The following is a 26,429-nucleotide window of genomic DNA, read 5'->3' on the forward strand; positions in this document are numbered from 1 at the left end:
CGGTCGTGACGGTCAATTCCGACATCGGGGCGCCGCGGGTGGCGGAGGCGGAGCTGCCGCGGGCGCCCTCCACCATCGCGGCCCTGCGCCTGCAGATGCTGGCCGCCGTGCTGATCCCCCTGGCCCTGCTGGCCGCGGCGGGGTTGGAAAGCCGCAGGGACATCGTCGCACAAGCCGGCGACCGGGTGGAGCGCATCGCCGCCGCGGTGGACGAACACGCCCAAAAGGTGATCGAGAGCGACCGGCTGATCCTGGACCGGGTGCGCGACCTCGACCCCGCCCATCTCGTCCTCGCCCGCCCCCGGGACGCGAATCAGGTGGGTGCCGCCCTGGCCGGCATGGTGGCCGGCATTCCCCAAATCCAGGCGCTGTGGCTGTGGGATGCACAGGGCCGCCCCCTGGCCGTCAGCCGCCACACCGCCGCCGCCGGCAGGCCCGACATCACCGACAGCCCCGCCTACGGTCAGTTGCGCGCCGGCCAGACGGAGATGCTGATTCCCCCGTCCGACAGCCTGGCAGCCACCAGCGGAACATCGGGCGATCAGCGCGTCTTCAGCCTGGCCCGCCGCCTAAGCCACCCCGACGGCAGCCTGGCCGGCATCGCCGCCGTTTCCATGTCGCTGGCCTATTTCGACGATTTCTACCGGCGGGTGACGCAAGACGACCCGGCGACGACCGTCCTGCTGGTCAACCGCGAGGGCATGATCATGGCGGGCCGCCCAGTCGCGATGGACGGGGCGCAGGTCGATCCCATCTGTCCCGGCCTTCACGCGGCCTGGCGCGCCGGCTGGCCCGCCGCTGGGCCCGCCACTGGGCCCGCCGCTGGCGCCGAGGGCGCCCCGGATGCCGGTTCCCGGGACGCCAGTCCGCCGGATGCCGGCGCCGCGAGTGAGGGGCAACAGCGGCTGACGGCCTGCCGGCTTATCGCCAACGCGCCGCTGACAGTGATGGTGGGCGTGGACCGGGCCCAGCTGGACCGCCAATGGCACCGGCGCCTGGGATGGCTGGCGCTGCTGGCCCTGCCGGTCATGGGTGCGCTGTGCGCCACCACGCTGCTGGCCATGCGCCGCGCCCGGCGGGAACGGCTGGCGGCCCAGGCCCTGCGCGCGGCGGAGACCCGACGGGAGCAGGCGGAGGGCGCGCTGCTGCGCACCCAGCGGCTGCAGGCGCTGGACCAGATCACGGGAGGCATCATCCACGACTTCGCCAACCTGCTGATGACCGTGCGCAGCGGGGCGGAGGTGCTGTGCCGCCGCCCGCACACCGAACCCCAGCGCGAGGTGTTGGACGCCATGCTGCAGGCGATCGCCTGGGGGGAGCGGCTGACCCACAATCTGCGCACCTTCAGCCGCCGGCCCCGCCTGCACCTGGATCTGGTGCGGCTGTCGGACATGGCCGGCGACATCGCCGATCTGCTGCGCCCGGCGCTGCGCGGCGACATCCGCCTGGAAACGGCGCTGCCGCCCAGCCTGTGGCCCCTGCGCGTGGACAGGACGGAGTTCGACCTGGCGCTGCTGAACATGGCGGTCAACGCCCGCGACGCCATGCCCCGGGGCGGCGTGCTGCGCCTGGCGGCCGCCAATGTCCACATCGATCCCGCCAGCCACGAAAGCGACCGTACCGGCGGCCTGATGGGCGACTTCGTACGCCTGACGGTCTGCGACACGGGGTCGGGCATTCCGCCGGACATCCTGGACCGGGTCTTCGACCCCTTCTTCACCACCAAGCGGGACGGCAAGTCCACGGGCCTGGGGCTGGCTCAGGTGCACGGCCTGGCCCGCCAGTCCGGCGGCGCGGCGCTGGCCGACAGCCTGAACGCGGCCGTCCCGAACAGCGCCGCGGCCGGCACCACCATCACCCTCTACCTTCCCCGGGCCGAAGAGGACGCCGCCACCGCCACGGGTACCGGCACCGTCCCGGCCAAAGGCGTTGCGGCCAACGGCGTTCCAGAGGTCGCCGGCAACGGACGTCAGATTCTGTTGGTGGAGGACAATCCGACGGTGGCCAAGGTCATGCGGGACATGGTGGAGGCATTGGGCTTCCGCGTGCTGGCGGCCACGACGGCCGACGCCGCCCAGTCGCTGCTGGCCGACCGGCCGGACATCTCGCTGATGGTGAGTGACATTGTGCTGCCCGGGGGGCGCAACGGCCTGGAACTGGCCCAGGCCGTGCGCCACCTGCACCCCGGCCTGCCCGTCCTGCTGGTCAGCGGCTATGGCGACCGCGTGGCGGAGGCGGAGAGCCTGGGCTTCGCCATCGTGCCCAAACCCCTGGACAGCACCCAGCTGCGGCAGGCGATATCCCGCTGTCTGGGCGCCCGGTAGCGTACGCCGCCCCGGAAGCAGGACTACCCCGATAAGAACGGCGTCACCCCTCCCCCATCGCGCCGGGTTTCATGAAACGCCCGTCGCTGCTATATCTGGGGGGCAGACCAGCCGCCGACAGTTGATGCCGGCGCGAATGGAGGACGGGTGTGACCAGACACGAGGAACGGGTTTTCCGCTCCGCCAAGCCGAAAACGGACCTGGCGACCTTGCGCAATCAGTTGCAGCGCCTGAAGGGCGACCTGGAACAATATCTGGCCCGCAATCGCAGCAGCCCGATGATCGCCCCCCTGAAGGAGCGTATCCGCGAACTGGAAGGCACCATCGCCGCCGCCGAGGAGCGCAGCGCGCGTCCGCGGTCGTCCGGCTGGACCGGTTCCATCGACGGCGCCGCCGCCCAGCGGGCCGAGGCGCCGCCACGCAGCCATGGCGGCCCCGCCGGGGGCGACCGCTTCCCCCCGCGCCGCCGCGCCGCACCGGGTTCGGCCGCCGACAGCGACAGCGAAGAGTAAACGTCAGGGATCGTGGGGCCGGGCCTTATGCCCGTGCCCCGCTGTCTTCGGCCTCAGGCGCCGGTCGCTCCTGGCTTCGGAGCATCCTGGGGCGCCGCATCCTTGGCCGCACCATCCCCATCCCTGTCATGGTCCCCGCCCTTGCCCTTCGGGTCCGGCGGCACGGCGATGATCTCCCGCACCGGCACGCGCAGGTGCAGGGGCTCGCCGATGATCTCGATATCCATGGGGGAGCAGACCCAATCCGACCCGCCGGGTTTGGTCACGATGGCCAACTGCAGACGGGTGGACAGGTCGGGCTGCGGCATGAACAGCTTCAAGTCATAACGCTTGTTGACGCCCACGCGGATACGCACCGTGTAGGGGTCGATGCTGTTCCAGCCATCGATGTCACGGGTGAAGAAGCAGGCCGGCTGCGCCGCCATGGGCTGAGCGCCGGGCGCCTCATTCGCCTGGGCTACGGCTCCCCCGGCGGGGCCGTTCTTGGTGGCCGCGTCCGGCGGAGCGGACTGGCAACCCGCCAAGGCCAAAGCCATCACCGCCCATATCTGCACGTACCGCTTGGTCATCGTCCTACTCCCGAATTGCCGTGGAAACGGCCCTGGAAGGCCCCGGTTCCACACCCCTTATACGGGGGAGTCCCGGCCGGACCCGCTTGCGACAAAAATTCTATCCTGCCGCCGGGGCCGGGTGTACTTTCCCTAGTGGTTCAGGGACCGTGGCATGACTAAAGCCCGGCCCTTACGGAACAATCCGGCGGCATCATCCGCCGGACAGGAGACGACGATACATGGCGATCCGGGTACGTGAAGATTACCGGGGTCTGACGGGGCCGGAAAAGGCCGCCGTGCTGATGCTGGCGCTGGGCGAGGAGCATGCCAGCCGCCTGTTCGCCCTGATGGCGGAAGACGAGATCAAGGAACTGTCCCAGACCATGGCCAACCTGGGCTCGGTCAGTTCCAACATCGTGGAGCGCCTGTTCGTCGAGTTCGCGGAGCAGATCAGTTCCACCGGCTCCCTGGTCGGTACCTTCGACAGCACCGAACGCCTGCTGATGAAGGTTCTGCCTAAGGAGAAGGTCGATACCATCATGGAAGAGATCCGCGGTCCCGCGGGTCGTACCATGTGGGACAAGCTGGCCAACGTGAACGAGCAGGTGCTGGCCAACTACCTGAAGAACGAATACCCGCAGACCGTCGCCGTCATCCTGACCAAGATCAAGGCCGACCATGCCGGCCGCGTGCTGCAGCTGCTGCCCGAAAGCTTCGCCATGGAAGTCATCATGCGCATGCTGCGCATGGAATCGGTGCAGAAGGAAGTGGTGGACGACATCGAGCGCACGCTGCGCACCGAGTTCATGTCCAACCTGGCGCGCACCAACCGCCGCGACGCGCATGAGATGATGGCGGAAATTTTCAACAGCCTGGACCGCAGCACGGAAAGCCGCTTCATCGCAGCACTGGAGGAGCGCAACCGCGACAGTGCGGAGCGCATCCGGGCCCTGATGTTCACCTTCGAGGATCTGGGCAAGCTGGACCCGTCCGGCGTGCAGTCGCTGCTGCGCTCCGTCGACAAGGCCAAGCTGGCGACCGCGCTGAAGGGCGCCTCGGAAACCCTGAAGGACCTGTTCTTCACCAACATGTCCGAGCGCGCCGCCAAGATCATGCGCGAGGACATGGCCGCCATGGGCCCGGTGCGCCTGCGCGATGTGGACGAGGCACAGATGTACATGGTGCAGCTGGCCAAGGACATGGCCGCCCGCGGCGAAATCGTCATCGCCTCCGGCAAGGGTGACGACGAGCTGGTGTATTAGGGTTGTCGCTTGGGCCTGAACGGCGGAAGTCTCTGCTTCATACCGTTGCTGTGATGGGGACCACGGCATAGCGACCCTGACTGATGCAGGGTGCCCGCCTCAGCCCCCGTCTGCCGGAAAGCCTGTCCCCCATGTCCAAGCATCTCAGCATCGACTTCGTTTCCGACGTTTCCTGCCCCTGGTGCGTCATCGGGCTGAAGGGTCTGCAGGCGGCGCTGGCGCGGCTGGAGGGGGAGGTTGAGGCCGACATCCACTTCCAGCCGTTCGAGCTGAACCCCCAGATGGGGGCGGCGGGCCAGGACCTGGATGAGCACATCAGCCAGAAGTACGGCTCCACCCTCGACCAGATGGCCCAGACGCGGGAGATGATCCGCGCCCGCGCGGCGGCCGTCGGCTTCACCATGTCGGCCACTGGCGCCAATGGCGGCAAGCGCCGCATCTACAACACCTTCGACGCCCACCGCCTGCTGCACTGGGCCGAAACCCAGGGGTCCGAGCACCAGTTGGCCCTGAAGCTGGCCCTGTTTGAGGCCTACTTCACCCGGGGGGAGGATCCGTCCGACACCGGCGTGCTGCTGGCAGCCGTAGCCCAGGCCGGCCTGGATGTAGAGGAGGCCCGCGTTCTCCTGGCCGGAGACCGCTATGCCGCCGAGGTGCGCGAGGCGGAACAGCTGTGGCTGTCACGCGGCATCCAGTCGGTGCCCGCCGTGATCGTCAACGGCCGCTACCTCATCTCCGGCGGCCAGCCGCCCGACGCCTATGAGAATGCCCTGAAGAAGATCGCCGCGTCCTGACCAGCCGGGTCAGCGGGCGGACTGCAGTCCCCGCTTCTCGAACCAGTGCTGGGCATAGGGATTGTCGTTGTACGGCGGAATCTCGCCATAGCCATTGCGGGCGTAGAGCTTGCGCGCCTCGGTAAGGCTGCCGTTCGTGTCCAGCCGCAGCACGTCCACGCCGGCGGCGGCCGCGCGCTCCTCCAGCGCTCGCAGAAGGCGCTGGGCGACACCCAGGCCACGGACGGGGGGCGCCACCCACATGCGCTTGATCTCGCCGTAGCCATCCCCCTGGATTTTCAGGGCCCCGCACCCCACGGCCGCCCCGTCCAGCCGCGCGACCAGGAACCAGCCCGACGGCGGCACCAGGTCCCCAGGCTCCGCTGGGGCGCTGCGCGCCGGATCGAAGCCGGTGTCGAAACGCGCCGCCAACTCCTGGAAATACGCCTGGAGGCAAGCCTGAGCCTCGTCGCTGAAAGGGTCGGCCGGCTGGATGGCCACGGCCGACGCCCGCAGGAACCGCTCCACCTCTGCCATGGCGTCCAGCAAACGCTGGCGCTGCGAGGGGCCCAGCGGTTCCAGCAGTGCTGCCGCCCGGTCCCGTGACCGCTGGTCCAGCATGTCCCACTCCCGCTCGCCCTTGGGCGTCAGGGTGACCCGCCGCACCCGCGCGTCCCGCGCGTCGGGTTCCAATCTCGTCAGCCCTTCTGCCTCGAAGGTCCGCAGCAGCCGGCTGATATAGCCCGAGTCCAGGCCCAGGCGGGCGCGCAGCTCGCGCACCGTCGTCCCTTCCCGGCCAATCTCGAACAGCAGGCGGGCCTCTCCCAGCGGGCGGCCGCTGCCCAGGTAGTTGCCGTCCAGCACACCGATGCGGTGGGTGACTGCCCGGTTGAAACGGCGCACGCGGGAGAGTTGGTCGTCGTCCATATCTCTGACTTTAGTCAGACAATATTCCGACGTCAATCATCCCCGCCGGATAACAAACGGCCCGGCAGTTTTCCCACCGGGCCGATGCCTCAGCCGCCTCATTAGTCCGCCGCCTTCGGCCCTCTTATTCACCCGCCGCCTTCGGCCCTCTTATTCACCCGCCGCCTTCGGCGGCTGGGCAAACTGGATCAGGTAATTGGCGTAGTCGGCGACCTTCAGCTTGAAGTCCAGGCTTTCGTTGCCGGCCATGGCGCGGGCCACGATCAGGTGGTTGCCCACCGTGGTGGGCGTCAGCTTGTAGACGCCGGCAGCCCCCCTCAGGCGGGGGTAGTAGTTGGGGTCAACGGGCTTTTCCTTGGCGGACAGGCGTTCCAGCGCCTCTTCCTCCGTCCAGTCGCCGACCTCGACCTTCTTCACCAGGGTCCAGTCCTTTTCCGCCGCCCAGCCGGCGGCCAGCGCCGCGGCCACGGCATCGGCGCCGCCCTCGACCACGCCCACCTTGAAGATGTTCTTGGGCAGGCCGACATCGGACGCCCATTTCGACAGGTTGGCACTGCGCGCGACGAACAGGGTGGCCATGATGGAAACCGGTCTGTTGTTGAAAGGCGATCCCCTGGTCTACCCCAGGGCGCCTGCGGAGACCAGATTTAGCCGCCCCCAATCGCGACACTTTCGGAATTCGCGCAAACGGGTCACGGAAGCGGATGCAACGCCGCCCGCATGTGGGTATGGTGAGGCCGCAAACGCCGGGGGGCGGCGTTCAAGTAGACCCATACACCGTTATTTAACACCTGCGGCCGCATTCACACGCGCTGTACTAAAACGCTACAAGAGTCGGGCGATCATCCATGTCGGCACTTCACCGGTTCCGTTTCTTCCGCTTCACGCGGGTCCTGGCCACGACCCTGGCGGGCGCCCTGATGCTGTTCACCGGGCTGCTGTCCACCGGCGCGCTGGCCTCGTTCCGCCTGATCCCCATAGAGATGGACATGGAGCCCAGCGGGCGCGGCGCCACCCAGATCTTCCGGGTGGAGAATGACGGCAAGGACCCCGTGGCCATCGACGTCAAGGTCATGGCGCGCGGCATGGACCAAGATGGCCAGGATGTCCTGACCGACGCGGAAGACAGCTTCGCCATCGTGCCCGAGCAGATCATCCTGCAGCCCGGCGAAAACCAGTCCATCCGCGTGCAATGGTCGGGCGATCCCAAGCCGGCCAAGGAACTGCCTTTTCGCCTGGTGGCCGAACAGCTGCCCATCGACCTGGGCGGCACGCCCGTGCAGGGCGGGCAGGTGAAGCTGCTGGTGAAGTACGTCGCCTCGCTCTACGTCGTGCCGGAAGGGGCCAAGCCCAAGCTGACCGTGGTATCGGCCGGGCCCAAGCCAGCCGCGGCACCGGCCACCGGTACCGTCATGGAAGTGGTGGTGCGCAACGACGGCACCTCGCGCCAGGTCATGCGCGACCTGGAGGTGACCGCCCAGGTGAACGGCAAGACCGTCACCCTGCGCAAGGAGCAGCTGACGGGCATGGTCGGTGAAAACGTCCTTGCCGGGGTCACCCGCCGTTTCCATATCCCCTGGCCGGCGGATCTGCCCCAGGGCCCCGCCACAGTGACCCTGTCGGTGCCCTGATACGAGGACGGCGTTGCGCCTGTCGCGCCTGAATACCGGTAACCGCTTGACTGGCGGCGCCTTTCCCCTTGACCGCCCCGGCCGACTGCGCCGGGGCGCCCTTGTTTGCACCCTCATGGCGCTGCTGGCCGCTGTGCCGGCGCTGGTCGTGTGTGGGGGGGCGCGGGCCCAGACGGCCCCGCCGGCCAACCAGAACACGGAGGCTCTGTTCGAGAAGGCCTTCGGTAAGAAGAAGAAGGCGGAGAAACCCACCACCCTGGACCTGCCGGTGAAAGTGGAGGGGCGTGAGGTCGGGCAGGTGCCGGCCAAGGTGGCGCCCGACGCCGCCGAAACCCAGGTGGACCTGAACCGCCTGGCCCTGCTGCTGCGCGATTTCGTCCAGGCCAAGGTGCTGAGCGACCTGGTGGCCCAGGCCGGGCCCGACGGTTATGCCAAGCTGGGCGCGCTGAGTCTGGGCGGGCCGGCCGGCGGCCCCAGGAGCGGTCCGGGTGCGGCCGCCATTTCCATCACGGTGGACCCCAAGGAGCTGACCCTGTCGGTCAAGGTGCCGCCGCAGCTGCGCGCCGTGCGCAACCTGACGGTGGTGAACCGCGCCAACGCCGCCAGCGGCTATCAGGTGCTGGAGCCGGCGGACGCCGCCGCCTACATCAACCTGCGCACCGCCCAGGTCTTCCTGGCCCAACCCGCCACCGACAGCGGCAACTACCGCCAGCCGCTGAACGTGGGGCTGGATGGCGGCGGCAACATCGACGGCTGGTCCTTCGAATGGGAGGGGCAGTACCAGGAACAGTACAGCCACCATTTCATGCGCGGCACCGCCCGGCTGATCCGCGACTTTCCCGAGGATGCGGTGCGCCTGCAGGCCGGCGACCTGGACTATTCCATCACCGGCATCCAGACCAACCGCCCCCTGACCGGCCTGTCCATCGCTCGCAACTACACCCTGCAGCCTTATCGCGCCATCCAGCCCACGGGCAGCCGGGACTTCATCCTGGATACGCCGTCGCAGGTGGAGGTGCTGGTGAACGGCCGCCCCACCCGCGTCTTCCGTGAGGACGCGGGCCCCGTGAACCTGTCCGACTTTCCCGGCACGTCCGGCACCAACGACGTGCAGGTACGCATCACCGACGCCTATGGCCAGACGCGGACCATCGACTTTCCCTTCTTCTTCGATTCCGAGCTGCTGGCCGAAGGCGTGTCGGAGTTCAACTACACGGTGGGCATTCCCTACACCACCGGCAGCGATCGCCTGATCTACGACCGCAGCCGCCCCACCTTTTCCGCCTATCACCGCCAGGGCATCACCGATGACCTGACCCTGGGCGCCAGCCTGCAGGCGGACAAAAGCCAGCAGGTCATAGGCACTGAGGTGCTGTTCGTCACCGGCCTGGGCACCATCGGCATCAACCCCGGCGCCAGCCTGGGCGCGTCGCGCGGGGCGTCGGTGGACCTGACCTACCGCAACTATACGAATGACGAGCAGTTCTATCAGCAGCGCACCCTGACGGCGCAGGGCAGCTGGCGGTCCGGCGGTTATGCCAGCCTGGGCACCCTGGACCCGCGCAACACCGTGTCCTACGACCTGGCCGCCCGCTATGGCCAGCCGCTGGACGAGGATCTGACCGCGACGCTCAGCGGCCGCTACCAATTGGTGCGCGATGACAGCCAGATCGACGGCTATTCGGTCGATCTGGGCTTCCGCCGCCGTTTCGGGCGTCATGCCACGCTGGAGCTGACCTTCAGCCGGGCGCGCAACACCGTGACGCGCGAGGCCGACAACAGCGCCTACCTCGCCTTCCGCTACACGTTCGGCGACGGCGTCCAGTCCGCCGGCTTCACCATGGACACGCTGAGCCGCCAGCGCGAGCTGGACTGGCGCTACCAGGATCCCTGGCCCACGAATTCCTGGAACCTGGGCGTGGACGCGACCAACACCACCGGCACCTACCAGGCCAGCGGCTCCGTCGGGTACACCATGGACCGGTTCGAAGCCTCCGTCCGCCATGACTACAGCCAGCGCCTGTCCACCCTGGACGGGCCGCTGCAGAATGATGAGCGCACCACCCTGAACTTCGCCACCGGCCTGGTCTTCGCCGATGGCCATGTCGGCGTCACCCGGCCCGTGACCAACAGCTTCGCCCTGGTCGTGCCCCATCCCCGCATCGCGGATGAGGAGATCGGCGTCGATCCCGTCACCGGCCACTACCTGTCGTCCAGCGACTGGCTGGGCCCGCCGGTGGTGCCCAACATCTCCGCATACCTGGTGCGGCCGCTGCTGCTGGACGTGCCGGACGCGCCCATGGGCTATGACATCGGCAACGACCGCCCGGCCATCGTCCCCGGCAACCACACCGGCACCCTGGTGCCCATCGGCACCGACGCCACCGTGTCGCTGGATGGGGTGCTGCTGGACCCGGAGGGCAAGCCCGTGCCGCTGGCGGCCGGCGTCCTGCACCGCACCGACGGCAAGGGCGTGAAGGCCGCCAACGCCAAGGACCCCAAGGCCGGGCAAGAGGTGCAGTTCTTCACCAACCGCAAGGGCCGCTTCCGGGTGGAGGGCGTGCGCCCCGGCGAGTGGCAGATGCAGCTGATGGGCGTGCCGCACAAGCCCATCCCAGTGACGGTGCCGGCCGAGGCCGAAGGCATGTTCCCGCTGGGCACGCTGAAGCTGGAGGCGCTGCCCGGCCAGACCATCAACCTGTCGCCCACCAAGCCGGCATCGACGACGGGAGGCGGACCCTCATGAGAAACCAGACCTTGGGGATCATGGGGATAGGGTTGGGCCGCCAAGCCGCGAAGCATGCCCGGCCGGAACGTTTCTTGCTTGATGACGCGGCATCGCCCGACGGCCTCCGCCGCCGGGCCCATCCCCTTGACCGGGTGCGCCCGGTCGGGGACGCCGCTATTTTGGATGCCATGGACCAGCCGACCCGCCTTCGCCCTCCCTTTGCCGCCCGGTTCCAGGGCGTCCATTTATGGGCCCTGCTGGCGCTGACCCTGCTGATGGCCCTGCCTGCCACCCCGGCCCGCGCGCTGCAAACGTGCTTCGCCCAGCTGAGCGGCCTGTCGCAGGTGACGCCGGTTACCAGCTACGACCCGTTCGCGGCCCTGCAACCCCCGACCTACAACACGGTGACGGTGCAGTATATCGCCGGCAGCAACTGCACCTTCGGCATCGGCATCGACAGCGGCCTGTGGGGCAGCACGCGGCGCATGCTGGGCCTCAGCGGCAATTGGCTGAGCTATGACCTGTACAAGGACGCGGCGCTGACCCAGCGGGTGGGCGACTATGGCACCGGCAACGTCAGCAACCTGATCACCGGTTCGGTCAACAACGGCCGAGGCACCCAGACGGTCACCACCGGCTTCTATGCCTCCGTCCCCGCCGGCCAGTTGGTGGGATCCAACTACTACTTCGATCAGGTGACGGTGACGCTGTACCAGCTGAACAGCTCGGGCAACATCGTCGCCGTCATGGACAGCGCCATCGTCCAGGTGCGGGCGACCGTGCGCACCTCCGTCTCCGCCACCGTCAATGTCGGCGGCGTGCGCACCAACCTGGGCGCGTCGGCCGCCAACGTGGATTTCGGGGAGCTGACCACCGGCGCCAGCCGCAGCTTCGACCTGGAGGTGTCGGGCAACACCGGCTACAGCGTCTCCATCCAGTCGCAGAACGGCGGCCGATTGGTGAATGACAGCGCCGGCACCTCGATTCCCTACAGCATGACCGTGGACGGCCGGGGCGTGCCGTCCAGCGGCACCACCCTGACCTATTACAGCTATTCCAGCCTGGACCGGCACACCTTCATCGTCGTCATCGGCGACGTCACCAAGGTCATCGCCGGCACCTACACCGACTATCTGTTGATGACGGTTACGGCGAACTGACGTAAGCTCTGGATCAGCGTCCAGGATCGCCCATGTGATCCGACGCGGGGGCCGCAGAAGGCGGTGACCCCACATGAACGACAGATGGCCCCGGCCCCGCCGGTGTCCTTGGAGACTAAAATGTCCCAGCATCTGCCCGATACGCCCCATGCCCCCGCGCATGGTGTTTGTTTGGCCCTGACCGTCGCCGCCACCCTGGCCCTGGCCTCCGCCGCCTGGGCGGCCGGCACCAGCGGCACCATCCACATAGGCGCCACCGTGCCCACCGTGTGCACCGTCGCGGTCACCGACAGCAACGCCACGCTGGACCTGGTCAACGGCCAGAACGCCGTGACCGTGGGATCGGTGACGGAGCAGTGCAACGCCGGCAGCGGCTATACCGTCTCGGTCGCATCGGCCAACAGCGGCACGCTGAAGAGCAGTGCCACCGGATCCGGCGCCGTAGCCTACAACCTGACCTACGACAACACGGCCGCCGCCAAGAACGGGTCGCTGACCACGGACCGGTCCGGTTCCGGGCAGGCCCGCCAGGGCACCCTGGCCGTCAGCCTGCCGGGCAACAACCAAGCCGTGGCCGGGCAGTATCAGGACACGGTCACCATTTCGATCGCCGCGAAATAGCCCTTCAAATCACTTGCCCTTGGCCAGGCCCAGGACCGATCCTGCGGCCTGGAAGGTGGCCCCCCTTTTCCGGGTGAGATGGCCGCCACGATGAATGAAGGGGAAGCGATGCGTCGTTCGATGGTAGCCGCCCACCTGGCGGCAGCCCTGGTTTGCCTGTCCGCCACCGTCAACGCCGCGGACGCGGCCAAGCCAGCAAAGACCGGCCCCATCGCGGCCGACGTGCTGGCCGCTTCCAGCCCCTCGGATTGGCGCTCCCCCGACCCGGAAAACCTGCTGTACATGGATCTGGCCCAGGGCCGGGTCATCATCGAGCTGGCGCCCGCCTTCGCCCCGGCGCATATCGACAACATCCGCAAGCTGGTGCGCGAGGGCTGGTTCGACGGCCTGGCCGTTGACCGGGTGCAGGACAACTACGTCACCCAGTGGGGCGACGCCGACAACACCCGCACGCCCAGGACGGCGCAGACCAAGCTGGCGCCCGAATTCGTGGTGCGTGGTGCCGCCGTGGCCAAGCTGGCCTTCACCCCCTTGCCCGACCGCGACACCTACGCCCCCGAGGCGGGCTACAGCGACGGCTTCCCCGCAGCACGCGACGCCAAGGGGCAGCAGGCTTGGCTGGTCCATTGCTACGGCATGGTGGGCGTGGGCCGCGACATGGCGCTGGACACGGGCAGCGGGGCGGAACTGTACGCCGTCATCGGCCAGGCGCCGCGCCACCTGGACCGCAACATCACCGTCGTGGGCCGGGTCCTGCGCGGCATGGACATCCTGAGCAGTCTACCGCGCGGCACCGCCGCCCTGGGCTTCTATGACAAGCCGGAACAGCGCGTTCCCATCACCAAGGTGCGGTTGGCGGCCGACCTGCCGGCCGACCAACGCGAGAAGCTGACGGTGCTGCGCACCGACACCCCCACCTGGGCCGCCTATGTCGAGGCACGGCGCAACCGGCGGGAGGACTTCTTCCCCGTGCCGGCGGGCCACGTGGACGTTTGTAATATTCCCCTACCCATCCGTATGGCGGACGCGCCCAAATAAGCCCCATAGGGTAGAAGCGGGGGCATCAACGGCCGCCCGACCCTAACCCAAAGAACACGTCGGCGTCGTTGCATCCTGCAAGGTCCGGCGTTGACAGCGCTGGGCGATTGCTTGAGAAACTGCAAGCTGCAATGCCTGACGCATTTCCGGTATGGATAGGCGCTGGCTTCAAGTCCCGGTGAAAGCGTCCGCCCTATGGAAACCCGTCCGCGCCGTGTCCTGATCGTCGAACCCACGCCGTCCCTGGCCGCCGCCTACAGCCAGGCGCTGCGCAAGGATGGGCATGCCCTGCAGGTGGTGGACACGGCGCCGGCCGCCCGCCGCGCCCTGGCGGAGGCGCCGGCCGACGTGGTGCTGCTGAACCTGCAGCTGCCGGGCGGCAACGGCCTGGATCTGCTGAAGGAGCTGAAGGCCGACGCCAAGGCGCCGCAGGTGGTGGCGCTGACGGCCCAGGGCTCGGTGCAGATGGCGGTGGACGTCATGCGCGCGGGTGCTGTCGACGTGCTGCTGCTGCCGGCGGGTACGGAGCGCCTGCGCCAGGCCATGGCCGCCGCCTTGGCCGAACGGGCGAAGGTGCTGGAAGCCGCCCCGCCCGCCGCCCCGGTGGAGGATCCGCTGGGCTATCTGGGCTTCGTCGGCACCTCGCCCGCCATGCGCGGCGTCTACCGCATGATCGAGGCGGCGGCGCCATCCAAGGCCACGGTGTTCATCACCGGCGAGAGCGGCACGGGCAAGGAGGTCTGCGCGGAGGCCATTCACCGCCGCAGCCCGCGCGCCGGGCGCCCCTTCATCCCGGTGAACTGCGCCGCCATTCCCAAAGACCTGATGGAAAGCGAGATCTTCGGCCACGTGAAGGGCGCCTTCACCGGGGCAACGACGGATCACGCAGGCGCGGCGTTGCAGGCCGACGGCGGCACGCTGTTCCTGGACGAAATCGGCGAGATGGACCTGTCGCTGCAGGCCAAGCTGCTGCGTTTCCTGCAGACCGGCATGGTCAAGAAGGTGGGCAGCGAAAAGGCGGAGGCCGTGGACGTGCGCATCGTCTGCGCCACCAACCGCGACCCCTTCGCCGAGGTGCAGGCCGGCCGCTTCCGCGAGGACCTGTTCTACCGCCTGCAGGTCATTTCCATCGAGCTGCCGCCCTTGCGCGACCGCGGCGACGACATCCTGATGATCGCGCGGGAATTCCTGGCCAAGTACACGCAGGAGGAACGCAAGTCCTTCACCGGCTTCAGCGATGAGGCGGAGGAGATCATGCGCACCTACAACTGGCCGGGCAACGTCCGCCAGCTGCTGAACGTGGTGCGCAACGTCGTGGTGCTGAACGATGGCGCCGTCATCCAGCCCTTCATGCTGCCGCCGCCGCTGAACAAGCCCACCATGATCGTCCCGCCCATGCTGAACGACCCGCGTTGGGCGGCCATGGCGGGGCCCATGCCCTTCCCCTTCACGCCGCCGCCGGCCGCGAATCTGGCCGGCCCCGCCTCTGGGGGAACGCTGGGCGGCGTGGCGCCAACCGGATTCGGCCTGCCGCCGATGGCGCCGTCGGCACCGGCGCCGGGGGGGGTGTCGGTGGGCGGTGCGCGCATTCCCGGCGTTCCCGCCGGCGCAACCAGCTGGGCCGCCCCCATTCCGCTGGACGATGCGCCCGCCGCCCTCGAGACCGATCCCAATCCTGAGCGCCGCATCCGGCCGCTGTGGATGGTGGAGGAGGAGACGATCGAGGAAGCCATCCGCCTCTGCCAGGGCAACATCACCCGCGCTGCCGCGCTGCTGGAGATCAACCCCTGCACCATTTACCGCCGCCGCCAGAAGAAGCGCGCCACGGCCTGACGTCTAAGGAAACGGTCATGATCACGGAAATCCGGCACATCATCTTCTCCAATGACGAGCTGAAGCTCATCTTCCAGACCGTGCCGCCGGAGGAATTCGACGCCGGCCGCCGCATCCTGAGCATTCAGGTGGTCGAAGGTCCCCCCCCGACGGTGAAGCTGACCAGCGAGCTGCCCACCGGCGGCGGGCGTGAGGTGATGCAGCTGGAATCCTACCAGCTGGCTCGGCTGATCGTGGCCTACTGCCAGAAGAAGCGCATCCCCCTGCCCAAGGACGCGCTGAAAACCCTACACGCCCAGGGTGACCAGCTGTGCTTCAGCATCATGAGCTCGCTCAGCTAGCCAAACCTTCACGACTCTATCTCTTGAGCGGCCGGCCGATCGGCGCGATAGTGCGAATGATGGGCCGGCCCCGAAGGGCACACCCCCGGAGTAGTTGAGATGCAGATCGACAGCCAGGCCGCCGCGGCCACCGCCGCCAACGTGCTTCAGGCCAGCCTGAAGTTCCAGGTGCAGGCCCTGAAGCAGACCACGGACGCCCAATCCGCCGTCGCCACCGAACTGCTGACCGGGCAGAGCGCCGGCCCCGCCCCCACCGACGGTCGCGGCCAGCTGGTCGACATCAGCGCCTGACCCCCCTTGGCGTCCCTGTCCGAAGTACTGTCCACCGCAGTCGCCCATCATGGCGCCGGCCGCTTGGATGAAGCGGAGGCCATTTACGCAGCCATCCTCGAGCAGGTGCCGGACCAGATCGACGCCCTGCACCTGACGGGAGTCCTGAGACTGCAGCGGGCGGTTAGCATGACGCCAGCCGACCCCGCCCGAATCGCGGCCGGCGTGAACCTGATCCGCCGCGCCCATGCCCAGCCGGGCGCCACCGCCATCCCCGACATCGCCACCAACCTGGGGCGCGGATTGAGCGCCCTGGCCCGCGCATATGCCAGAACGGACGCCCGGACCCGGGCGCTGGAAACCCTGCTGGAGGTGGAGGAGCTGGGCCTGCCCCTGACGCCGGCCGACCGTTTGACCCTAGCCGATAACTTGTCGCTGGTGCAGGCGGGAACGGAGGCGGAGGGGCATTACCGCGCCCTGCTGTCGGCTGGCCCGGTCGCAAGCGCTCAGAATCTGCCGGCCCGGGTGGGTCTCGCCCAATTGTTGATCGCCCGGCAACGTCGGGCCGAGGCCTTGTCCCTGCTGGACGGCTTGCCGCCACCGGATTCGCCCCAGGCCACACCCAATCCCAGCGCCCAAGCCGTGGCCCAGGGCCTACGCGCGCAGTTGTTGATGACTTCAAGGCCGGAGGACGCCGCTGCCGCCCTGGTCCATATGGAAAGCATCGGGGGTGCCAGCGCCGAATTGCGCCACCTGTCGGGCAAGCTCCTTCAGACCCAAGGAGATATCACGGGCGCCCGTGCCCTGTACGCCCAGGCCCTGGCGCTGGAGCCAGGTCACGCCGAGGCCCGGCTGGCGCATGCCGAGGCCTGCCTGCGCCTGGGGGCGTGGCGGGACGGCTTCGCCGATCTTTCCTGGCGCTGGATGCGTCCGACCGCCGCCCGCCTCTATGGCTCCATCCCCCTGTGGGAACGGGCCGACCAGGACGTTTCCGGACGACGTCTGCTGGTCTGGGACGAGGCGGAGCTGGATGTCCTGCCCCACCTGGCCCGCTTTCTGCCCCGCCTGCGGGATCGGGGCGCGGAGGTGATCGTGGAGGTGTCGCCCGGCTGGGCCGCCCTGCTGCCCACGGGGCCGGGCCAGCCGTTGGCCGGCATCACCGTCGCCACGCGGGGAACGGATGCGGTGCGCGCCGATTTGCAGGTGCCCCTGCAGGAACTGCCCGACCGTTTGTCGCTGTGGGATGCCGGTGACTTCTGGACCGGCCCTTACCTGGCGGCGCCGGCCGGCATACCGCCGCAGCCCTTCACCGGGCGGGGGGTGGGGGTGGCCGCCAACGTGCCGCCACACCTGGCGCCGCCCTTGCCGCCGGGCGTGACGGCCGTGCCCTTGGCCGTGCCCGACACAAACCAGCCCGAAGCCTGGGGCCGATTGGCGGCAACCCTGGCCGCGCTGGACGCCGTGGCGCTGCCGGCCGGCCCGCTGGCCCACCTGGCCGGCGCCATGGGCCGCCCAGGCGTGGTGCTGGTGCCGTTGGATGCCGACTGGCGCTGGCCGGCGGCGGCCGAGCGCACCCCGTGGTACCCGTCGCTGCGCCTGGTCCATGCCGCCAGCTGGCCCGCCAGCCTGGGCCCGAACCTGGAATCGCCGTCATGAGCGGCATCCTCTATGTCACCGGCGCCGATGAGCGCTATTTCGCCACCACCCTGCTGCTGCTGGAAAGCTTCGCCCGGCAGTTGCCGGACGCGCGGCTGATGGTCTGCGACTATGGCCTGGGTCCCGGGCAGCGCGCCTATCTGGCGGAACGCGGACAGCTTCTGCCCCGGCCCCCCGGTTTGCCGGAAACCCTGCATCCCTATGCCAAGAAGGCCGCCATCCTGGACTATGTCGGCGACCTGCCCTGGCGGGCGCTCTGCTGGATCGATGCCGACATGCTGGCGGTCGGTCTGAATGACGCCGTCATGGCCCAGCTCCTCCAGCGCCTGGAGGCGGGCGGCGCCGACATCGCGCTGACCACCGACATCAACAGCCTGACCCTGTCCGACGTGGCGGCCATGGACAAGGGGGGCACCGGCATGGCGCCCTTCCGCGCCCTGCTGGCCGAGAGCGCCGCCACCCCCGCCGCGCCCTATATCAGCGTGGGCTTTTGGCTGTGCCGGTCACGGGATCTGCTGGTCGAATGGGACCGGCGCAGCCGGGGGATGCGGCCGCATTCCCTGTTTGAGCAGAACGTCATGGCCCTGCTGATCCACGGGCCACGCTGGGGCCATGCCGGCCGGGCGCTGCTGCTGGATCCGGTGGAATGGCAACCGCAAAACCATCTGCTGCCGCTGATCCGCCCGTCCGGCGACGGCTATGGGGTGCGGGGCCGCACCGTGCGGCTGGTGCACTGCACCTCCTGCGGCTACTGGTTCATGGATGTCTATAAAAGCCATGTCGAAGTCAACGGACGGGCCTTGGCCGGGTATTTCCGCATCCTGCATAATCCGGCGTTGCGCGCCCTGCAGACGGACCTTTTGCATGATCATGTGACGCGCCATGGTGACGCACTGGCCCGCCACGGTCTGCTGGGGGATGCGCCGGCCGGGCGAAATCCCTGAAATAACCGGTGAATCGGCGCCCAGTGGGCATATCTTGCCTCTGTTCACCAGCGGCGGCGCCCCCTATCCTCTCGCGATGAGAGAAGCAAGGCGGGCCCCAGGGGCAATCCCGGGACGGGGCCGGCCGGCGGAGGAAGCATGACCGACACGACCGACAGCACGCCCGCCACCCCGGAAGACGCGGCCGCCCTGACCCTGCAGGCGGAAGGCCTGGCGGCACTGGAAAGCGGCGACAACGCCCAGGCGGTATCCCTGCTGACCCAGGCCGTGGGCCTGCGCCCCGACGATGCCGTCCTGCGGGCCGACCTGGGCATGGCCCTGGAACGCCAGCAGGATAACGAGGGCGCCAAGGGCGCCTACGCCATGGCCGTGGCGCTGGATCCAGACAACCCCATTTATCGCTTCAACCTGGGCGCCGCCTGCCAGCGCCTGGGCCAGGGCCATGAGGCCGCCACCCATTACCTGGACGCGCTGGAGCGCGAACCCATGCTGGCGGAGGCCTATTTCAACCTGGCCACCCTGTTCCAGGACGCCGGCCATCTGGACATCGCCGAGCAGCACTATCGCAACGCCCTGGAGGCGCGACCGGCCTATGTCGAGGCCGCCGCCAACCTGGGCCTAGTCCTGCGCCGCCTGGGCCGCCTGGGCGAGGCGCTGGATTACCTGCGCGCCACGGCCCAAGCCCAGCCCGACGTGGCGCAGACCTTCTCCAACCTGGGACTGGTCCTGAACGAGGCCGGCCAGTACCAGGAGGCACTGGCCGCCTTCGATCGGCTGGCGGCGCTGCGCCCCTTCGAGGCCGCCCCGCATGTGGGCCGCGCCCACGCCCTGCGCGGCCTGGGACACCTGACCGAGGCGGCCACCGCCATCCGCCAGGCGCTGAGCCGGCCGGAACCGACCATTTCAGCGGAGCTGGAAGCGGCGCAGATCGCGGCCGCCCTGCAGGCCGGCGGCAACGGAGCCGCCGCCCAGGCCCTGGTGGGCGCGTGGCGGGCCTGCGGCGTCACCCCCATCCTGCGCCATACCGAGGCCGCCCTGGGCGTGGCCCCCACGCCCCCGAGGGCCGACCCCGCCTATCTGCAGCAGATGTACGACGCCCAGGTCGCGATGTTGACGGAGCAGACGGTGGCCAGCGCCGCCGCCACGCTGTCGCCGACCCTGGCCAGCACCTTGGCGCGTCACCTGGGACCGGCGGCCGGCACCCTGCAGGTGCTGGAGATCGATTGCGGCGTGGGCGCCCTGGCGCCGCTGCTGAAGCCGTACGCCAGCCATCTGGTGGGCGTGCACCCGTCCGACCCCGCCCTGCGAATGGCGGCCCGCAGCGGACTGTATGACCAGCTGGTGCATGGCGACCACGCCCAGGTGCTGGAACAGTCGGCCGACAGCGCCAACCTGATCGTATCGACCGACATCGCCAACCATCTGGGCGACCTGGCGCCCCTGGCCGCCGCGGCCGCCGACGCGCTGCTGCCCGGCGGCGTCCTGGCCCTGGTGATGGACGCGGCGGAGCCCTGGGCCCCCGCCGTGACGCTGAAGGAAAACGGCCGCTATCTGCATCGCCGCGACGCCGTGGAGACGGCCCTGCGCCAGGCGGGCCTGGCGGTCGTTGAAGCGGTACCCCTGCCGCCCGCCACCGCCGCCGGGGTGGAGCGTCTGCTGGTCGTGGCCCGCAAGGGCTGATCACGACCCCCTTGCGTCCGCCCGCCATGTCGCCACTTCCGCCCCCCGCCCCCAACCCTACGGGGCGGGTATTGGCCTTGCCCCGCTATGACCGGCTGGGCGCGAGCAGCCGGCTGCGCTTCTTCGATCCGCTGCCCCACCTGGTGGCGGCGGGCCTCGACGTGAGCACGGCGCCCTTTTTCGACGACGACTACCTGCGGCGGCTGTACGCCGGCCAGCCGGCGAAGGGCTGGCCCCTGGCCGGCCGCTACCGTCGGCGCATAGCCGCTCTGAGGGCGGCTGGGCGAACGGATCTGCTGTGGATCGAGAAGGAGGCGCTGCCCTGGCTGCCGGCGGGGGCGGAGCGCTTGCTGTTCGGGGGCCGGCCCTACGTGCTGGACTTCGACGACGCCTGGCACCTGCGCTATGCCGGCCATCGCCTGGCGCCGGTGCGCGGGCTGCTGGGCGACAAGCTGGAACGGCTGGTGGCGGGGGCCGCCTTGACGGTGGTGGCCAACGAGGCCCTGGCCGCGTGGGCGGAAGGGGCGGGCGCCCGGCGCCTGTTGCGCCTGCCGACACCGGTGGACTTGGCCCGGTATCAGGCGGCACCGGCGCCGGAGCGGACGGCGGCCGGGTTCCGTGTCGGCTGGATCGGCACACCCTCCTCCGCCCGCTACCTGGCGGCACTGGCCGAGCCGCTGGCGGCGCTCGCGGCCAGCGGCCCCCTGACCCTGGTGACCGTCGCCAGCCGCCCCATCGCCCTGCCCGGCGTGCCGGAGGAGTTCATCCCCTGGAGCGAGACGGGCGAGGCGGAGGCCCTGGCCGGTATCGACGTCGGCATCATGCCCCTGCCCCACACGCCGTTCGCGCAGGGCAAGTCGGGCTTCAAGCTGCTGCAGTACATGGCCGCCGGCAAGGCGGTGGTGGCCAGCCCGGTGGGAGAGAACCGCCGCATCGTGGCCGATGGCGTCACCGGCCTCTGGGCCGACAGCCCGGAAGGCTGGGTACAGGCGCTGGAAGCGTTACGCACCGACCTGGATTTGCGCAACCGCCTCGCCGCAGCCGGCCGCGACCTTGTGGCGCGGGAATATGACTTGGCCGTCCTGGGCCCCCGCCTGGCGGCGGCGCTGGCCCAGGTGGCCAGGGTCTGAAACATTCAAGCCGGGAACGGCGTGCCGATGTCCGCCAGGGTGGGCTGCTTGCCGTCCTTGTCCGACAGCACGGCGCCGGCGAACTCCGGCCACGGGATGCCCAGCGCCGGATCATTCCACAGCAGGCCACGGTCATGGGCGGGGCTGTAAAGCGCCGTCACCTTGTAGGCGATCTCGGTATCGGGGACGAGGGTGCAGAAGCCGTGGGCGAAGCCCACCGGTACCCACAACTGCCAGCCTTCCTCGGCGTCCAGTTCCACGGCGACGTGGCGGCCATAGGTGGGGGAGCCTTGGCGCAAATCCACCGCCACGTCCAGGATGCGGCCGCGGATGACGCGGATCAGCTTGCCCTGGGCCGCCGGCGCCAACTGGAAGTGCAACCCGCGCACCGTGCCCTGGATCCGCGACAGCGACTGGTTGTCCTGGACGAAGGGACCCGTGATGCCGGCTGCCGTATGCTTCTCGTCGTTCCAGGTCTCCACGAACCAGCCCCGCTCGTCGCCGAAGCGACGGGGCTTCACCATGACCAGGCCATCGATGTCCAGGCGCTTCACGTCCATGCTGGGTTCCCACTTTATCTGCCGGTTGTGCCGTGCCGCCCGGGATACGCCGGAGGCCATCAGAAGTCCAGGGCCGCGCCGTGCCGCAGCACGGCGTCGGCCGCCGGCGTGTAGCGCCCGCCCTCGTCATGCAACACCAGGCCCGACAGCAGGCGGGCCGGGGTGCGGGCCCCCAGGCGGGCGCGAACGATGACGCGCTTGGCCTCCGTCCCGGCGCGGGGCCACAGGGGATATAGCACCACGGCACCAAAACGGCCGGCCAGGCGGGCCAGGATCTCATCCACCCGGTCGGCACGATGGATCATGGTCAATGTGCCGCGCGGCGCCAGCAGGCGGGCCGCCGCCGCGACCCAGGTGGCGAGATCGGCCGTGCCCTCGCCATGCGATACCGCCTTGCCCGCCCGTGGGGAACGGGTATGGCGGCCACCGGGATAAAAGGGCGGGTTGGTCATGACATGGTCGAAGCGGCCACCCACCAGGTCGGGATCCGATCCCGGCGGCAAGTGAGCCGGCGCCAGGGCGGCGTCGCCCAAGGTGATGCGTACGCGCGGCGCGACACCATTGAGCTCGGCATTGCGCCGGGCGAGGTCCGCCGCCTCAGGCTGCAGCTCCAGTCCCGCGATGCGCACACCGGGCAGCCGGGCGGCGAGACAGAAGGAGGCGGCACCGGTGCCGCAGCCCAGGTCCAATACCCGCTCAGCCCCCTCGGCCGGCGTGGCGGCGGCCAGCAGCACGGGGTCGATGGCGGCTCTATATCCTTGCGCCGACTGCAACAGACGCACCCGCCCGTTCAGCAGACGATCCTCGGTGATGCCGCCGTCCGCGCAATCCTCCCTCCGGGGTTCCGCGGCGGCGGGCGCGGGAATCACGGCGCGGCCTCCAGCTGCGCCCGTGCCACGGCCAGCGCGGCGGTGGCGGCCGTGACGGCGCCATCGGCCACCATCAGGCGGCGCGGAATGGCGCTGATGCTGCCTTCCACCGCGGCGGTGTAGTCGTCCAGCAGCACGGCCTCGATGCCGGCGTCAGCCAGCACGGCCCGCGCCCAGGATATCTCCACCGCGTTGTTGCTGGTCAGGATGGGTTGCATGAAGGCCTCATAAGAAGTGCGCCGGTTGGCGATGCATCGGGTGCTGATTGACGCACGCGGCATAGATGGGGGGCGGCGATGTGGTCTGCCAGCTTGACCACGGGGGTTGCGCCGGTATGCTCGCTGTCCTATCCAGGGCCGTCAACAGGTCTGCGTTCCGCCACCGTTGGCCCCTACTGGCAGGAGTTCGTTTCGTGGCCGTCGTCACCCCCCTCGATCCCAAGCGCCGGAAGGCTGGCACCGATGCCCTGGAGGCGCTGGTGGAGCTGGTGGCGACCGACCTGGCGGCGGTCAACGACCTCATCATCCGCCGCATGCATTCCGACGTGGAGATGATCCCCCAGCTGGCGGGCTACATCGTGGCCAGCGGCGGCAAGCGCCTGCGCCCGGTGCTGACCCTGGCCGCCGCCCGACTGTGCGGCTATCAGGGCGAACGCCACCAGCCGCTGGCGGCCTGCGTCGAGTTCATCCACACCGCCACCCTGTTGCACGACGACGTGGTCGACGAAAGCGACCTGCGCCGCGGCCAGCCCTCGGCCAACGCCGTCTTCGGCAACAAGGCCAGCGTGCTGGTGGGCGATTTCCTGTTCTCCCGCGCCTTCCAGGTGATGACGGAGGACGGGTCGCTGGACGTGCTGCGCATCCTGTCCAGCGCCTCCGCTGTCATTTCCGAGGGCGAGGTGTTGCAGCTGATCACGGCCAACGACACCACCACCAGCGAGGAGGCCTATCTGGAGGTCATCCGCGCCAAGACGGCGGAGCTGTTCGCCGCCGCCTGCCGCATCGGCGCCGTGGTGGCCGGCCGCCCCGCGGCGGAGGAGGAGGCGCTGCGCAGCTACGGCCTGAACCTGGGCATCGCGTTCCAGGTGGTGGACGACGTGCTGGACTATTCCGCCGTGCAGGCCCGCTTGGGCAAGTCCATCGGCGACGACTTCCGCGAGGGCAAGATCACCCTGCCCGTCGTCCTGGCCTTCCGCCGGGGCGATGACGAGGAACGCGCCTTCTGGCGCCGCACGCTGGAGGACATCGACCAGCGGGATGGCGACCTGGAGCACGCGCTGAGCCTCATGCAGCGTCACAACACCCTGCGCGACAGCGTTGAGCGCGCCCGCCATTACGGTGCCATGGCCCGCGACGCCCTGGGCCTGTTCCCCGCCAGCCCCATCAAGCGCGCCCTGCTGGACGTGATCGACTTCGTCGTCGACCGGGATTTCTGACAGCCCGCTTCAGCCAGATTCTCGAAAAGGCGCGCCCTCGATCGGCGCGCCTTTTTGTTTGGCTGTGGATGCCATCGCCCCAAAAGCGAAACGGCCGGCTTCGGGAGAAGCCGGCCGCTTGTGCGTCCCTGAGATGGTCGGAGAGAGAGGATTCGAACCTCCGGCCCCTGCCTCCCGAAAGCAGTGCTCTACCAGGCTGAGCTACTCTCCGTCTCGGGGTGGGCGGGTATATATCGACATCCGCCGGCCGCCGCAAGCCCTCTCTTTCATCCAATCGCACATCGCCGCCGCATGGGTGTCCCGCAGGGGGTACGGGGGCGACCTGTTGCCCATCGGCCACAGGGCACCAAGAGTCTGCGCCTGCCCCGCGAAGTTCCGGTTCTCGCCATGGTTCCGCCACGGTTGGCCGTGAATTTCAATTCCACGCCCATCAGTCGTTCGGCCTAGCAACAGACGCCGCTCAGGGCCGATCGTTTTATGGAGGTGGTATTATGACGACCGTTCGCAGCCTGCTCACCGGCCTGTTCCTGGGCCTGCCCTTCCTGGTCGCCCCCGCCATCCTGGTCGCTGCACCGCGCCCCGACGTCGCCGCCGTGGCACAGGGGACGCCCGCGCCGGCCGCGACGCTGGCGGCCACACCCTCCGGCAAGCTGACGGTCATCCCTGCCCACCTGCCCACCCACATGGACGGCGGCGGCAAGGCGGGCGGGCTCGCCGTGCCCTGCAAGGCCACGACCACCACCATCATCAAGGCCCATGCCGGACGTAGCGTCCCGCATCAGCTGATCGCCTTGAACTGATCAGCGCCTATTGGGATAGGTGCCGGCACCCCAACGACCGGCCCGCCCACCCGAGCATTCCTCATGAAGGTTGAAGTGCCGAAGGGCCGGTCAGCACCGCTGCTGACCGGCCTTTTGTGTTATGCCCGCCAGGCCTTGAGGAGGCGCGCGGCCTCCACCATCTCGGACTCGGCGCCGGCGAAGCTGATGCGTACGGTGTGATGGCCGCGCAGGGGGTCGAAATCCACCCCCGGGGTCAGGGCGACCCCCGTCTCATTCAGCAGACGGGTGCAGAAGGCCTGGGAATCATCCGTGCGGTCGGAAATGTCGGCATAGATGAAAAAGGCGCCGTCGGCCGGTGCCAGCTTGCCGAATCCGGCGGCGGGCAGCAGGTCCAGCAGGATGTCGCGGTTGCGGCGGTAGCGCGCGACATGGCCCTCCAGCTCTTCCACGCAGTCGAAGGCCGCCGCCGCCGCGTGCTGCGACAAGGTGGGCGGGGAGATGTAGAGGTTCTGCGCCAGGCATTCCACCGACCGCACCAGCCGCTCCGGCACCACCGCCCAGCCCAGGCGCCAGCCGGTCATGGAAAAGTATTTGGAGAAGCTGTTGATGGTGATGGCGCCTTCCCCCCCGTCCACCGCCAGCGCCGTGGCCGCCGGCACCGTGCCGTACTCGATGCCGTGATAGATTTCATCGGAAATGAGCCAGACGCCATGGCGGCGGCACCAGTCGCCCAGGGCGGCCATGGCGGCGGGGGCCAGCATGGTGCCGGTGGGGTTGGAGGGGCTGGCCACGATCAGCCCCCGGATGGGTCCCCCGCCCTGCGCCAGCAGGCCGTCCAGCAAGGCGGGCGTGGGCTGGAAGCGCGTCTCGGGCCCGGTGGGCAGCTCCACCGGCACCAGGCCGGCCGTCTTCAGGATGTTGCGGTAGGCGGGATATCCCGGGGCCGCCAGGGCCACGCGGTCGCCCGGGTCGAAGGCCGCCAGGAAGGCCAGGAGGAAGGCGCCGGACGACCCCGTGGTCACCACCACCCGGTCTGGGGAAATCACCATCCCATGGCGATCTTGGTACCAACGTGCTATGCCCTCTCTCAAGGCTGGCAGGCCCAGGGCATCGGTGTAGGCTAGGCGATCGGCGGCCAGGGCGTGGGCGGCCGCGGCGATCACCCCCTTCGGTGCCGGGGTGGACGGCTGGCCTATTTCCAGATGCAGGACGTCGCCGCCGGCGGCCTGCCGTGCGTTGGCGGCGCGCAGCACCTCCATCACCATGAAGGGAGAGATGGTGCTGGCGCGTATAGCGACAGCCGGGCGCCTCGCCGCGCGTGGAAATTCATCCTTGGAGTATGTAGGGATCATACCTTACCGCTCGCCTGTTCGGGTATCGACGGCACCGCCGATGGAATTGA

General features: G+C 69.2%; 25 protein-coding genes and 1 tRNA gene. 18 read left to right on the top strand and 8 right to left on the bottom strand.

Annotated elements, in window-relative coordinates:
• Positions 1-5: 5 nt before the first annotated feature.
• Together P5F91_RS28210 and P5F91_RS28215 are read left to right on the top strand one after the other, a co-directional pair.
• Entirely contained in the window at positions 6-2,324 is a 2,319-nt protein-coding gene (locus P5F91_RS28210) for an ATP-binding protein (RefSeq protein WP_145608956.1), read from the top strand.
• A gap of 149 nt (positions 2,325-2,473) precedes the next feature.
• On the top strand, positions 2,474-2,836 hold the full coding sequence (locus P5F91_RS28215) for a hypothetical protein (RefSeq protein ID WP_145608955.1): 363 nt from the start codon (positions 2,474-2,476) through the stop codon (positions 2,834-2,836).
• Positions 2,837-2,889: 53 nt separating this feature from the next.
• Here P5F91_RS28215 and P5F91_RS28220 read toward each other — a convergent pair whose 3' ends face one another.
• A complete protein-coding gene (locus tag P5F91_RS28220) occupies positions 2,890-3,405 on the bottom strand; it encodes a DUF6491 family protein (RefSeq protein WP_277908898.1) in 516 nt (171 codons plus the stop codon).
• A gap of 221 nt (positions 3,406-3,626) precedes the next feature.
• Here P5F91_RS28220 and fliG point away from each other — a divergent pair, with 221 nt between their 5' ends.
• Entirely contained in the window at positions 3,627-4,649 is a 1,023-nt protein-coding gene (fliG, locus tag P5F91_RS28225; protein WP_004271656.1) for a flagellar motor switch protein FliG, read from the top strand.
• 131 nt (positions 4,650-4,780) lie between these two features.
• Positions 4,781-5,443 carry a DsbA family oxidoreductase gene (locus P5F91_RS28230; RefSeq protein WP_145609099.1) on the top strand — a complete coding sequence of 221 codons (663 nt, stop codon included), beginning with the start codon at positions 4,781-4,783 and terminating at the stop codon, positions 5,441-5,443.
• A gap of 9 nt (positions 5,444-5,452) precedes the next feature.
• Here the strand turns inward: P5F91_RS28230 and P5F91_RS28235 are convergent, their stop codons facing one another.
• Together P5F91_RS28235 and P5F91_RS28240 are read right to left on the bottom strand one after the other, a co-directional pair.
• Positions 5,453-6,349, bottom strand: coding sequence for a bifunctional helix-turn-helix transcriptional regulator/GNAT family N-acetyltransferase (locus P5F91_RS28235; RefSeq protein WP_145608953.1), 897 nt, complete (start codon positions 6,347-6,349; stop codon positions 5,453-5,455).
• Positions 6,350-6,499: 150 nt separating this feature from the next.
• Positions 6,500-6,928, bottom strand: a complete 429-nt coding sequence (locus P5F91_RS28240; RefSeq protein ID WP_145608952.1) for a hypothetical protein — start codon at positions 6,926-6,928, stop codon at positions 6,500-6,502.
• A gap of 269 nt (positions 6,929-7,197) precedes the next feature.
• Here P5F91_RS28240 and P5F91_RS28245 point away from each other — a divergent pair, with 269 nt between their 5' ends.
• From P5F91_RS28245 to P5F91_RS28300, 12 genes are all read left to right on the top strand, one after another.
• Positions 7,198-7,980 (top strand): fimbrial biogenesis chaperone, encoded by a 783-nt coding sequence (locus tag P5F91_RS28245; RefSeq protein WP_277908899.1) that lies wholly within the window; start codon positions 7,198-7,200, stop codon positions 7,978-7,980.
• Between the two features lie 115 nt (positions 7,981-8,095).
• Entirely contained in the window at positions 8,096-10,726 is a 2,631-nt protein-coding gene (locus tag P5F91_RS28250) for a fimbria/pilus outer membrane usher protein (protein WP_277908900.1), read from the top strand.
• A gap of 170 nt (positions 10,727-10,896) precedes the next feature.
• A complete protein-coding gene (locus tag P5F91_RS28255; protein WP_186454549.1) occupies positions 10,897-11,868 on the top strand; it encodes a spore coat protein U domain-containing protein in 972 nt (323 codons plus the stop codon).
• Between the two features lie 120 nt (positions 11,869-11,988).
• The gene (locus tag P5F91_RS28260) at positions 11,989-12,489 is read left to right on the top strand and encodes a spore coat protein U domain-containing protein (protein ID WP_186454548.1); all 501 of its coding nucleotides are present in this window, start codon (positions 11,989-11,991) and stop codon (positions 12,487-12,489) included.
• Positions 12,490-12,597: 108 nt separating this feature from the next.
• Complete coding sequence (locus P5F91_RS28265) at positions 12,598-13,527, top strand: peptidylprolyl isomerase (RefSeq protein ID WP_277908901.1); 930 nt, start codon at positions 12,598-12,600, stop codon at positions 13,525-13,527.
• A 195-nt stretch (positions 13,528-13,722) separates the two neighbouring features.
• Positions 13,723-15,360, top strand: a complete 1,638-nt coding sequence (locus P5F91_RS28270; RefSeq protein WP_145608948.1) for a sigma-54-dependent transcriptional regulator — start codon at positions 13,723-13,725, stop codon at positions 15,358-15,360.
• 17 nt (positions 15,361-15,377) lie between these two features.
• Complete coding sequence (locus P5F91_RS28275) at positions 15,378-15,701, top strand: hypothetical protein (RefSeq protein ID WP_145608947.1); 324 nt, start codon at positions 15,378-15,380, stop codon at positions 15,699-15,701.
• 99 nt (positions 15,702-15,800) lie between these two features.
• A complete protein-coding gene (locus P5F91_RS28280; protein ID WP_145608946.1) occupies positions 15,801-15,992 on the top strand; it encodes a hypothetical protein in 192 nt (63 codons plus the stop codon).
• A 6-nt stretch (positions 15,993-15,998) separates the two neighbouring features.
• Positions 15,999-17,627 carry a tetratricopeptide repeat protein gene (locus P5F91_RS28285; protein ID WP_145608945.1) on the top strand — a complete coding sequence of 543 codons (1,629 nt, stop codon included), beginning with the start codon at positions 15,999-16,001 and terminating at the stop codon, positions 17,625-17,627.
• On the top strand, positions 17,624-18,571 hold the full coding sequence (locus P5F91_RS28290; RefSeq protein WP_145608944.1) for a hypothetical protein: 948 nt from the start codon (positions 17,624-17,626) through the stop codon (positions 18,569-18,571). Before P5F91_RS28285 ends, P5F91_RS28290 begins: the two co-directional genes overlap by 4 nt.
• Positions 18,572-18,709: 138 nt before the next feature.
• Positions 18,710-20,251 (top strand): tetratricopeptide repeat protein, encoded by a 1,542-nt coding sequence (locus P5F91_RS28295; RefSeq protein WP_145608943.1) that lies wholly within the window; start codon positions 18,710-18,712, stop codon positions 20,249-20,251.
• A gap of 77 nt (positions 20,252-20,328) precedes the next feature.
• A complete protein-coding gene (locus tag P5F91_RS28300) occupies positions 20,329-21,381 on the top strand; it encodes a glycosyltransferase (RefSeq protein WP_277908902.1) in 1,053 nt (350 codons plus the stop codon).
• 5 nt (positions 21,382-21,386) lie between these two features.
• Here the strand turns inward: P5F91_RS28300 and rfbC are convergent, their stop codons facing one another.
• From rfbC to P5F91_RS28315, 3 genes are read right to left on the bottom strand one after another with little or no spacing between them, the layout of a single operon-like run.
• Positions 21,387-21,941 (bottom strand): dTDP-4-dehydrorhamnose 3,5-epimerase, encoded by a 555-nt coding sequence (gene rfbC, locus P5F91_RS28305; protein WP_145608941.1) that lies wholly within the window; start codon positions 21,939-21,941, stop codon positions 21,387-21,389.
• 59 nt (positions 21,942-22,000) lie between these two features.
• Positions 22,001-22,810: a tRNA1(Val) (adenine(37)-N6)-methyltransferase gene (locus tag P5F91_RS28310; protein WP_338424088.1), complete on the bottom strand. Its 810-nt coding sequence runs from the start codon at positions 22,808-22,810 to the stop codon at positions 22,001-22,003.
• Positions 22,807-23,028, bottom strand: coding sequence for a putative signal transducing protein (locus P5F91_RS28315; protein WP_088872728.1), 222 nt, complete (start codon positions 23,026-23,028; stop codon positions 22,807-22,809). Before P5F91_RS28315 ends, P5F91_RS28310 begins: the two co-directional genes overlap by 4 nt.
• 194 nt (positions 23,029-23,222) lie before the next feature.
• Between P5F91_RS28315 and P5F91_RS28320 the strand changes: the two genes are divergently transcribed.
• Complete coding sequence (locus P5F91_RS28320) at positions 23,223-24,245, top strand: polyprenyl synthetase family protein (protein WP_145608940.1); 1,023 nt, start codon at positions 23,223-23,225, stop codon at positions 24,243-24,245.
• A 134-nt stretch (positions 24,246-24,379) separates the two neighbouring features.
• On the opposite strand, the gene P5F91_RS28325 is transcribed toward P5F91_RS28320, so the two are convergent.
• A tRNA-Pro gene (locus P5F91_RS28325) sits at positions 24,380-24,456 on the bottom strand.
• A gap of 280 nt (positions 24,457-24,736) precedes the next feature.
• Between P5F91_RS28325 and P5F91_RS28330 the strand changes: the two genes are divergently transcribed.
• Complete coding sequence (locus P5F91_RS28330) at positions 24,737-25,045, top strand: hypothetical protein (RefSeq protein ID WP_145608939.1); 309 nt, start codon at positions 24,737-24,739, stop codon at positions 25,043-25,045.
• A 119-nt stretch (positions 25,046-25,164) separates the two neighbouring features.
• Here the strand turns inward: P5F91_RS28330 and P5F91_RS28335 are convergent, their stop codons facing one another.
• On the bottom strand, positions 25,165-26,379 hold the full coding sequence (locus tag P5F91_RS28335) for a pyridoxal phosphate-dependent aminotransferase (RefSeq protein ID WP_277908903.1): 1,215 nt from the start codon (positions 26,377-26,379) through the stop codon (positions 25,165-25,167).
• Positions 26,380-26,429 lie beyond the last annotated feature (50 nt).

Origin of the sequence: Nitrospirillum amazonense (genome assembly GCF_029594735.1) — a bacterium.
Classification (GTDB): domain Bacteria; phylum Pseudomonadota; class Alphaproteobacteria; order Azospirillales; family Azospirillaceae; genus Nitrospirillum; species Nitrospirillum amazonense.

Coding starts and splice junctions, on each gene's coding strand:
- P5F91_RS28220 (WP_277908898.1), bottom strand. CDS start 3,405: ATGACCAAGCGGTACGTGCAGATATGGGCGGTGATGGCTTTGGCCTTG.
- fliG (WP_004271656.1), top strand. CDS start 3,627: ATGGCGATCCGGGTACGTGAAGATTACCGGGGTCTGACGGGGCCGGAA.
- P5F91_RS28230 (WP_145609099.1), top strand. CDS start 4,781: ATGTCCAAGCATCTCAGCATCGACTTCGTTTCCGACGTTTCCTGCCCC.
- P5F91_RS28235 (WP_145608953.1), bottom strand. CDS start 6,349: ATGGACGACGACCAACTCTCCCGCGTGCGCCGTTTCAACCGGGCAGTC.
- P5F91_RS28240 (WP_145608952.1), bottom strand. CDS start 6,928: ATGGCCACCCTGTTCGTCGCGCGCAGTGCCAACCTGTCGAAATGGGCG.
- P5F91_RS28245 (WP_277908899.1), top strand. CDS start 7,198: ATGTCGGCACTTCACCGGTTCCGTTTCTTCCGCTTCACGCGGGTCCTG.
- P5F91_RS28250 (WP_277908900.1), top strand. CDS start 8,096: ATGGCGCTGCTGGCCGCTGTGCCGGCGCTGGTCGTGTGTGGGGGGGCG.
- P5F91_RS28255 (WP_186454549.1), top strand. CDS start 10,897: ATGGACCAGCCGACCCGCCTTCGCCCTCCCTTTGCCGCCCGGTTCCAG.
- P5F91_RS28260 (WP_186454548.1), top strand. CDS start 11,989: ATGTCCCAGCATCTGCCCGATACGCCCCATGCCCCCGCGCATGGTGTT.
- P5F91_RS28265 (WP_277908901.1), top strand. CDS start 12,598: ATGCGTCGTTCGATGGTAGCCGCCCACCTGGCGGCAGCCCTGGTTTGC.
- P5F91_RS28270 (WP_145608948.1), top strand. CDS start 13,723: ATGGAAACCCGTCCGCGCCGTGTCCTGATCGTCGAACCCACGCCGTCC.
- P5F91_RS28275 (WP_145608947.1), top strand. CDS start 15,378: ATGATCACGGAAATCCGGCACATCATCTTCTCCAATGACGAGCTGAAG.
- P5F91_RS28280 (WP_145608946.1), top strand. CDS start 15,801: ATGCAGATCGACAGCCAGGCCGCCGCGGCCACCGCCGCCAACGTGCTT.
- P5F91_RS28290 (WP_145608944.1), top strand. CDS start 17,624: ATGAGCGGCATCCTCTATGTCACCGGCGCCGATGAGCGCTATTTCGCC.
- P5F91_RS28295 (WP_145608943.1), top strand. CDS start 18,710: ATGACCGACACGACCGACAGCACGCCCGCCACCCCGGAAGACGCGGCC.
- rfbC (WP_145608941.1), bottom strand. CDS start 21,941: ATGGACGTGAAGCGCCTGGACATCGATGGCCTGGTCATGGTGAAGCCC.
- P5F91_RS28315 (WP_088872728.1), bottom strand. CDS start 23,028: ATGCAACCCATCCTGACCAGCAACAACGCGGTGGAGATATCCTGGGCG.
- P5F91_RS28330 (WP_145608939.1), top strand. CDS start 24,737: ATGACGACCGTTCGCAGCCTGCTCACCGGCCTGTTCCTGGGCCTGCCC.
- P5F91_RS28335 (WP_277908903.1), bottom strand. CDS start 26,379: ATGATCCCTACATACTCCAAGGATGAATTTCCACGCGCGGCGAGGCGC.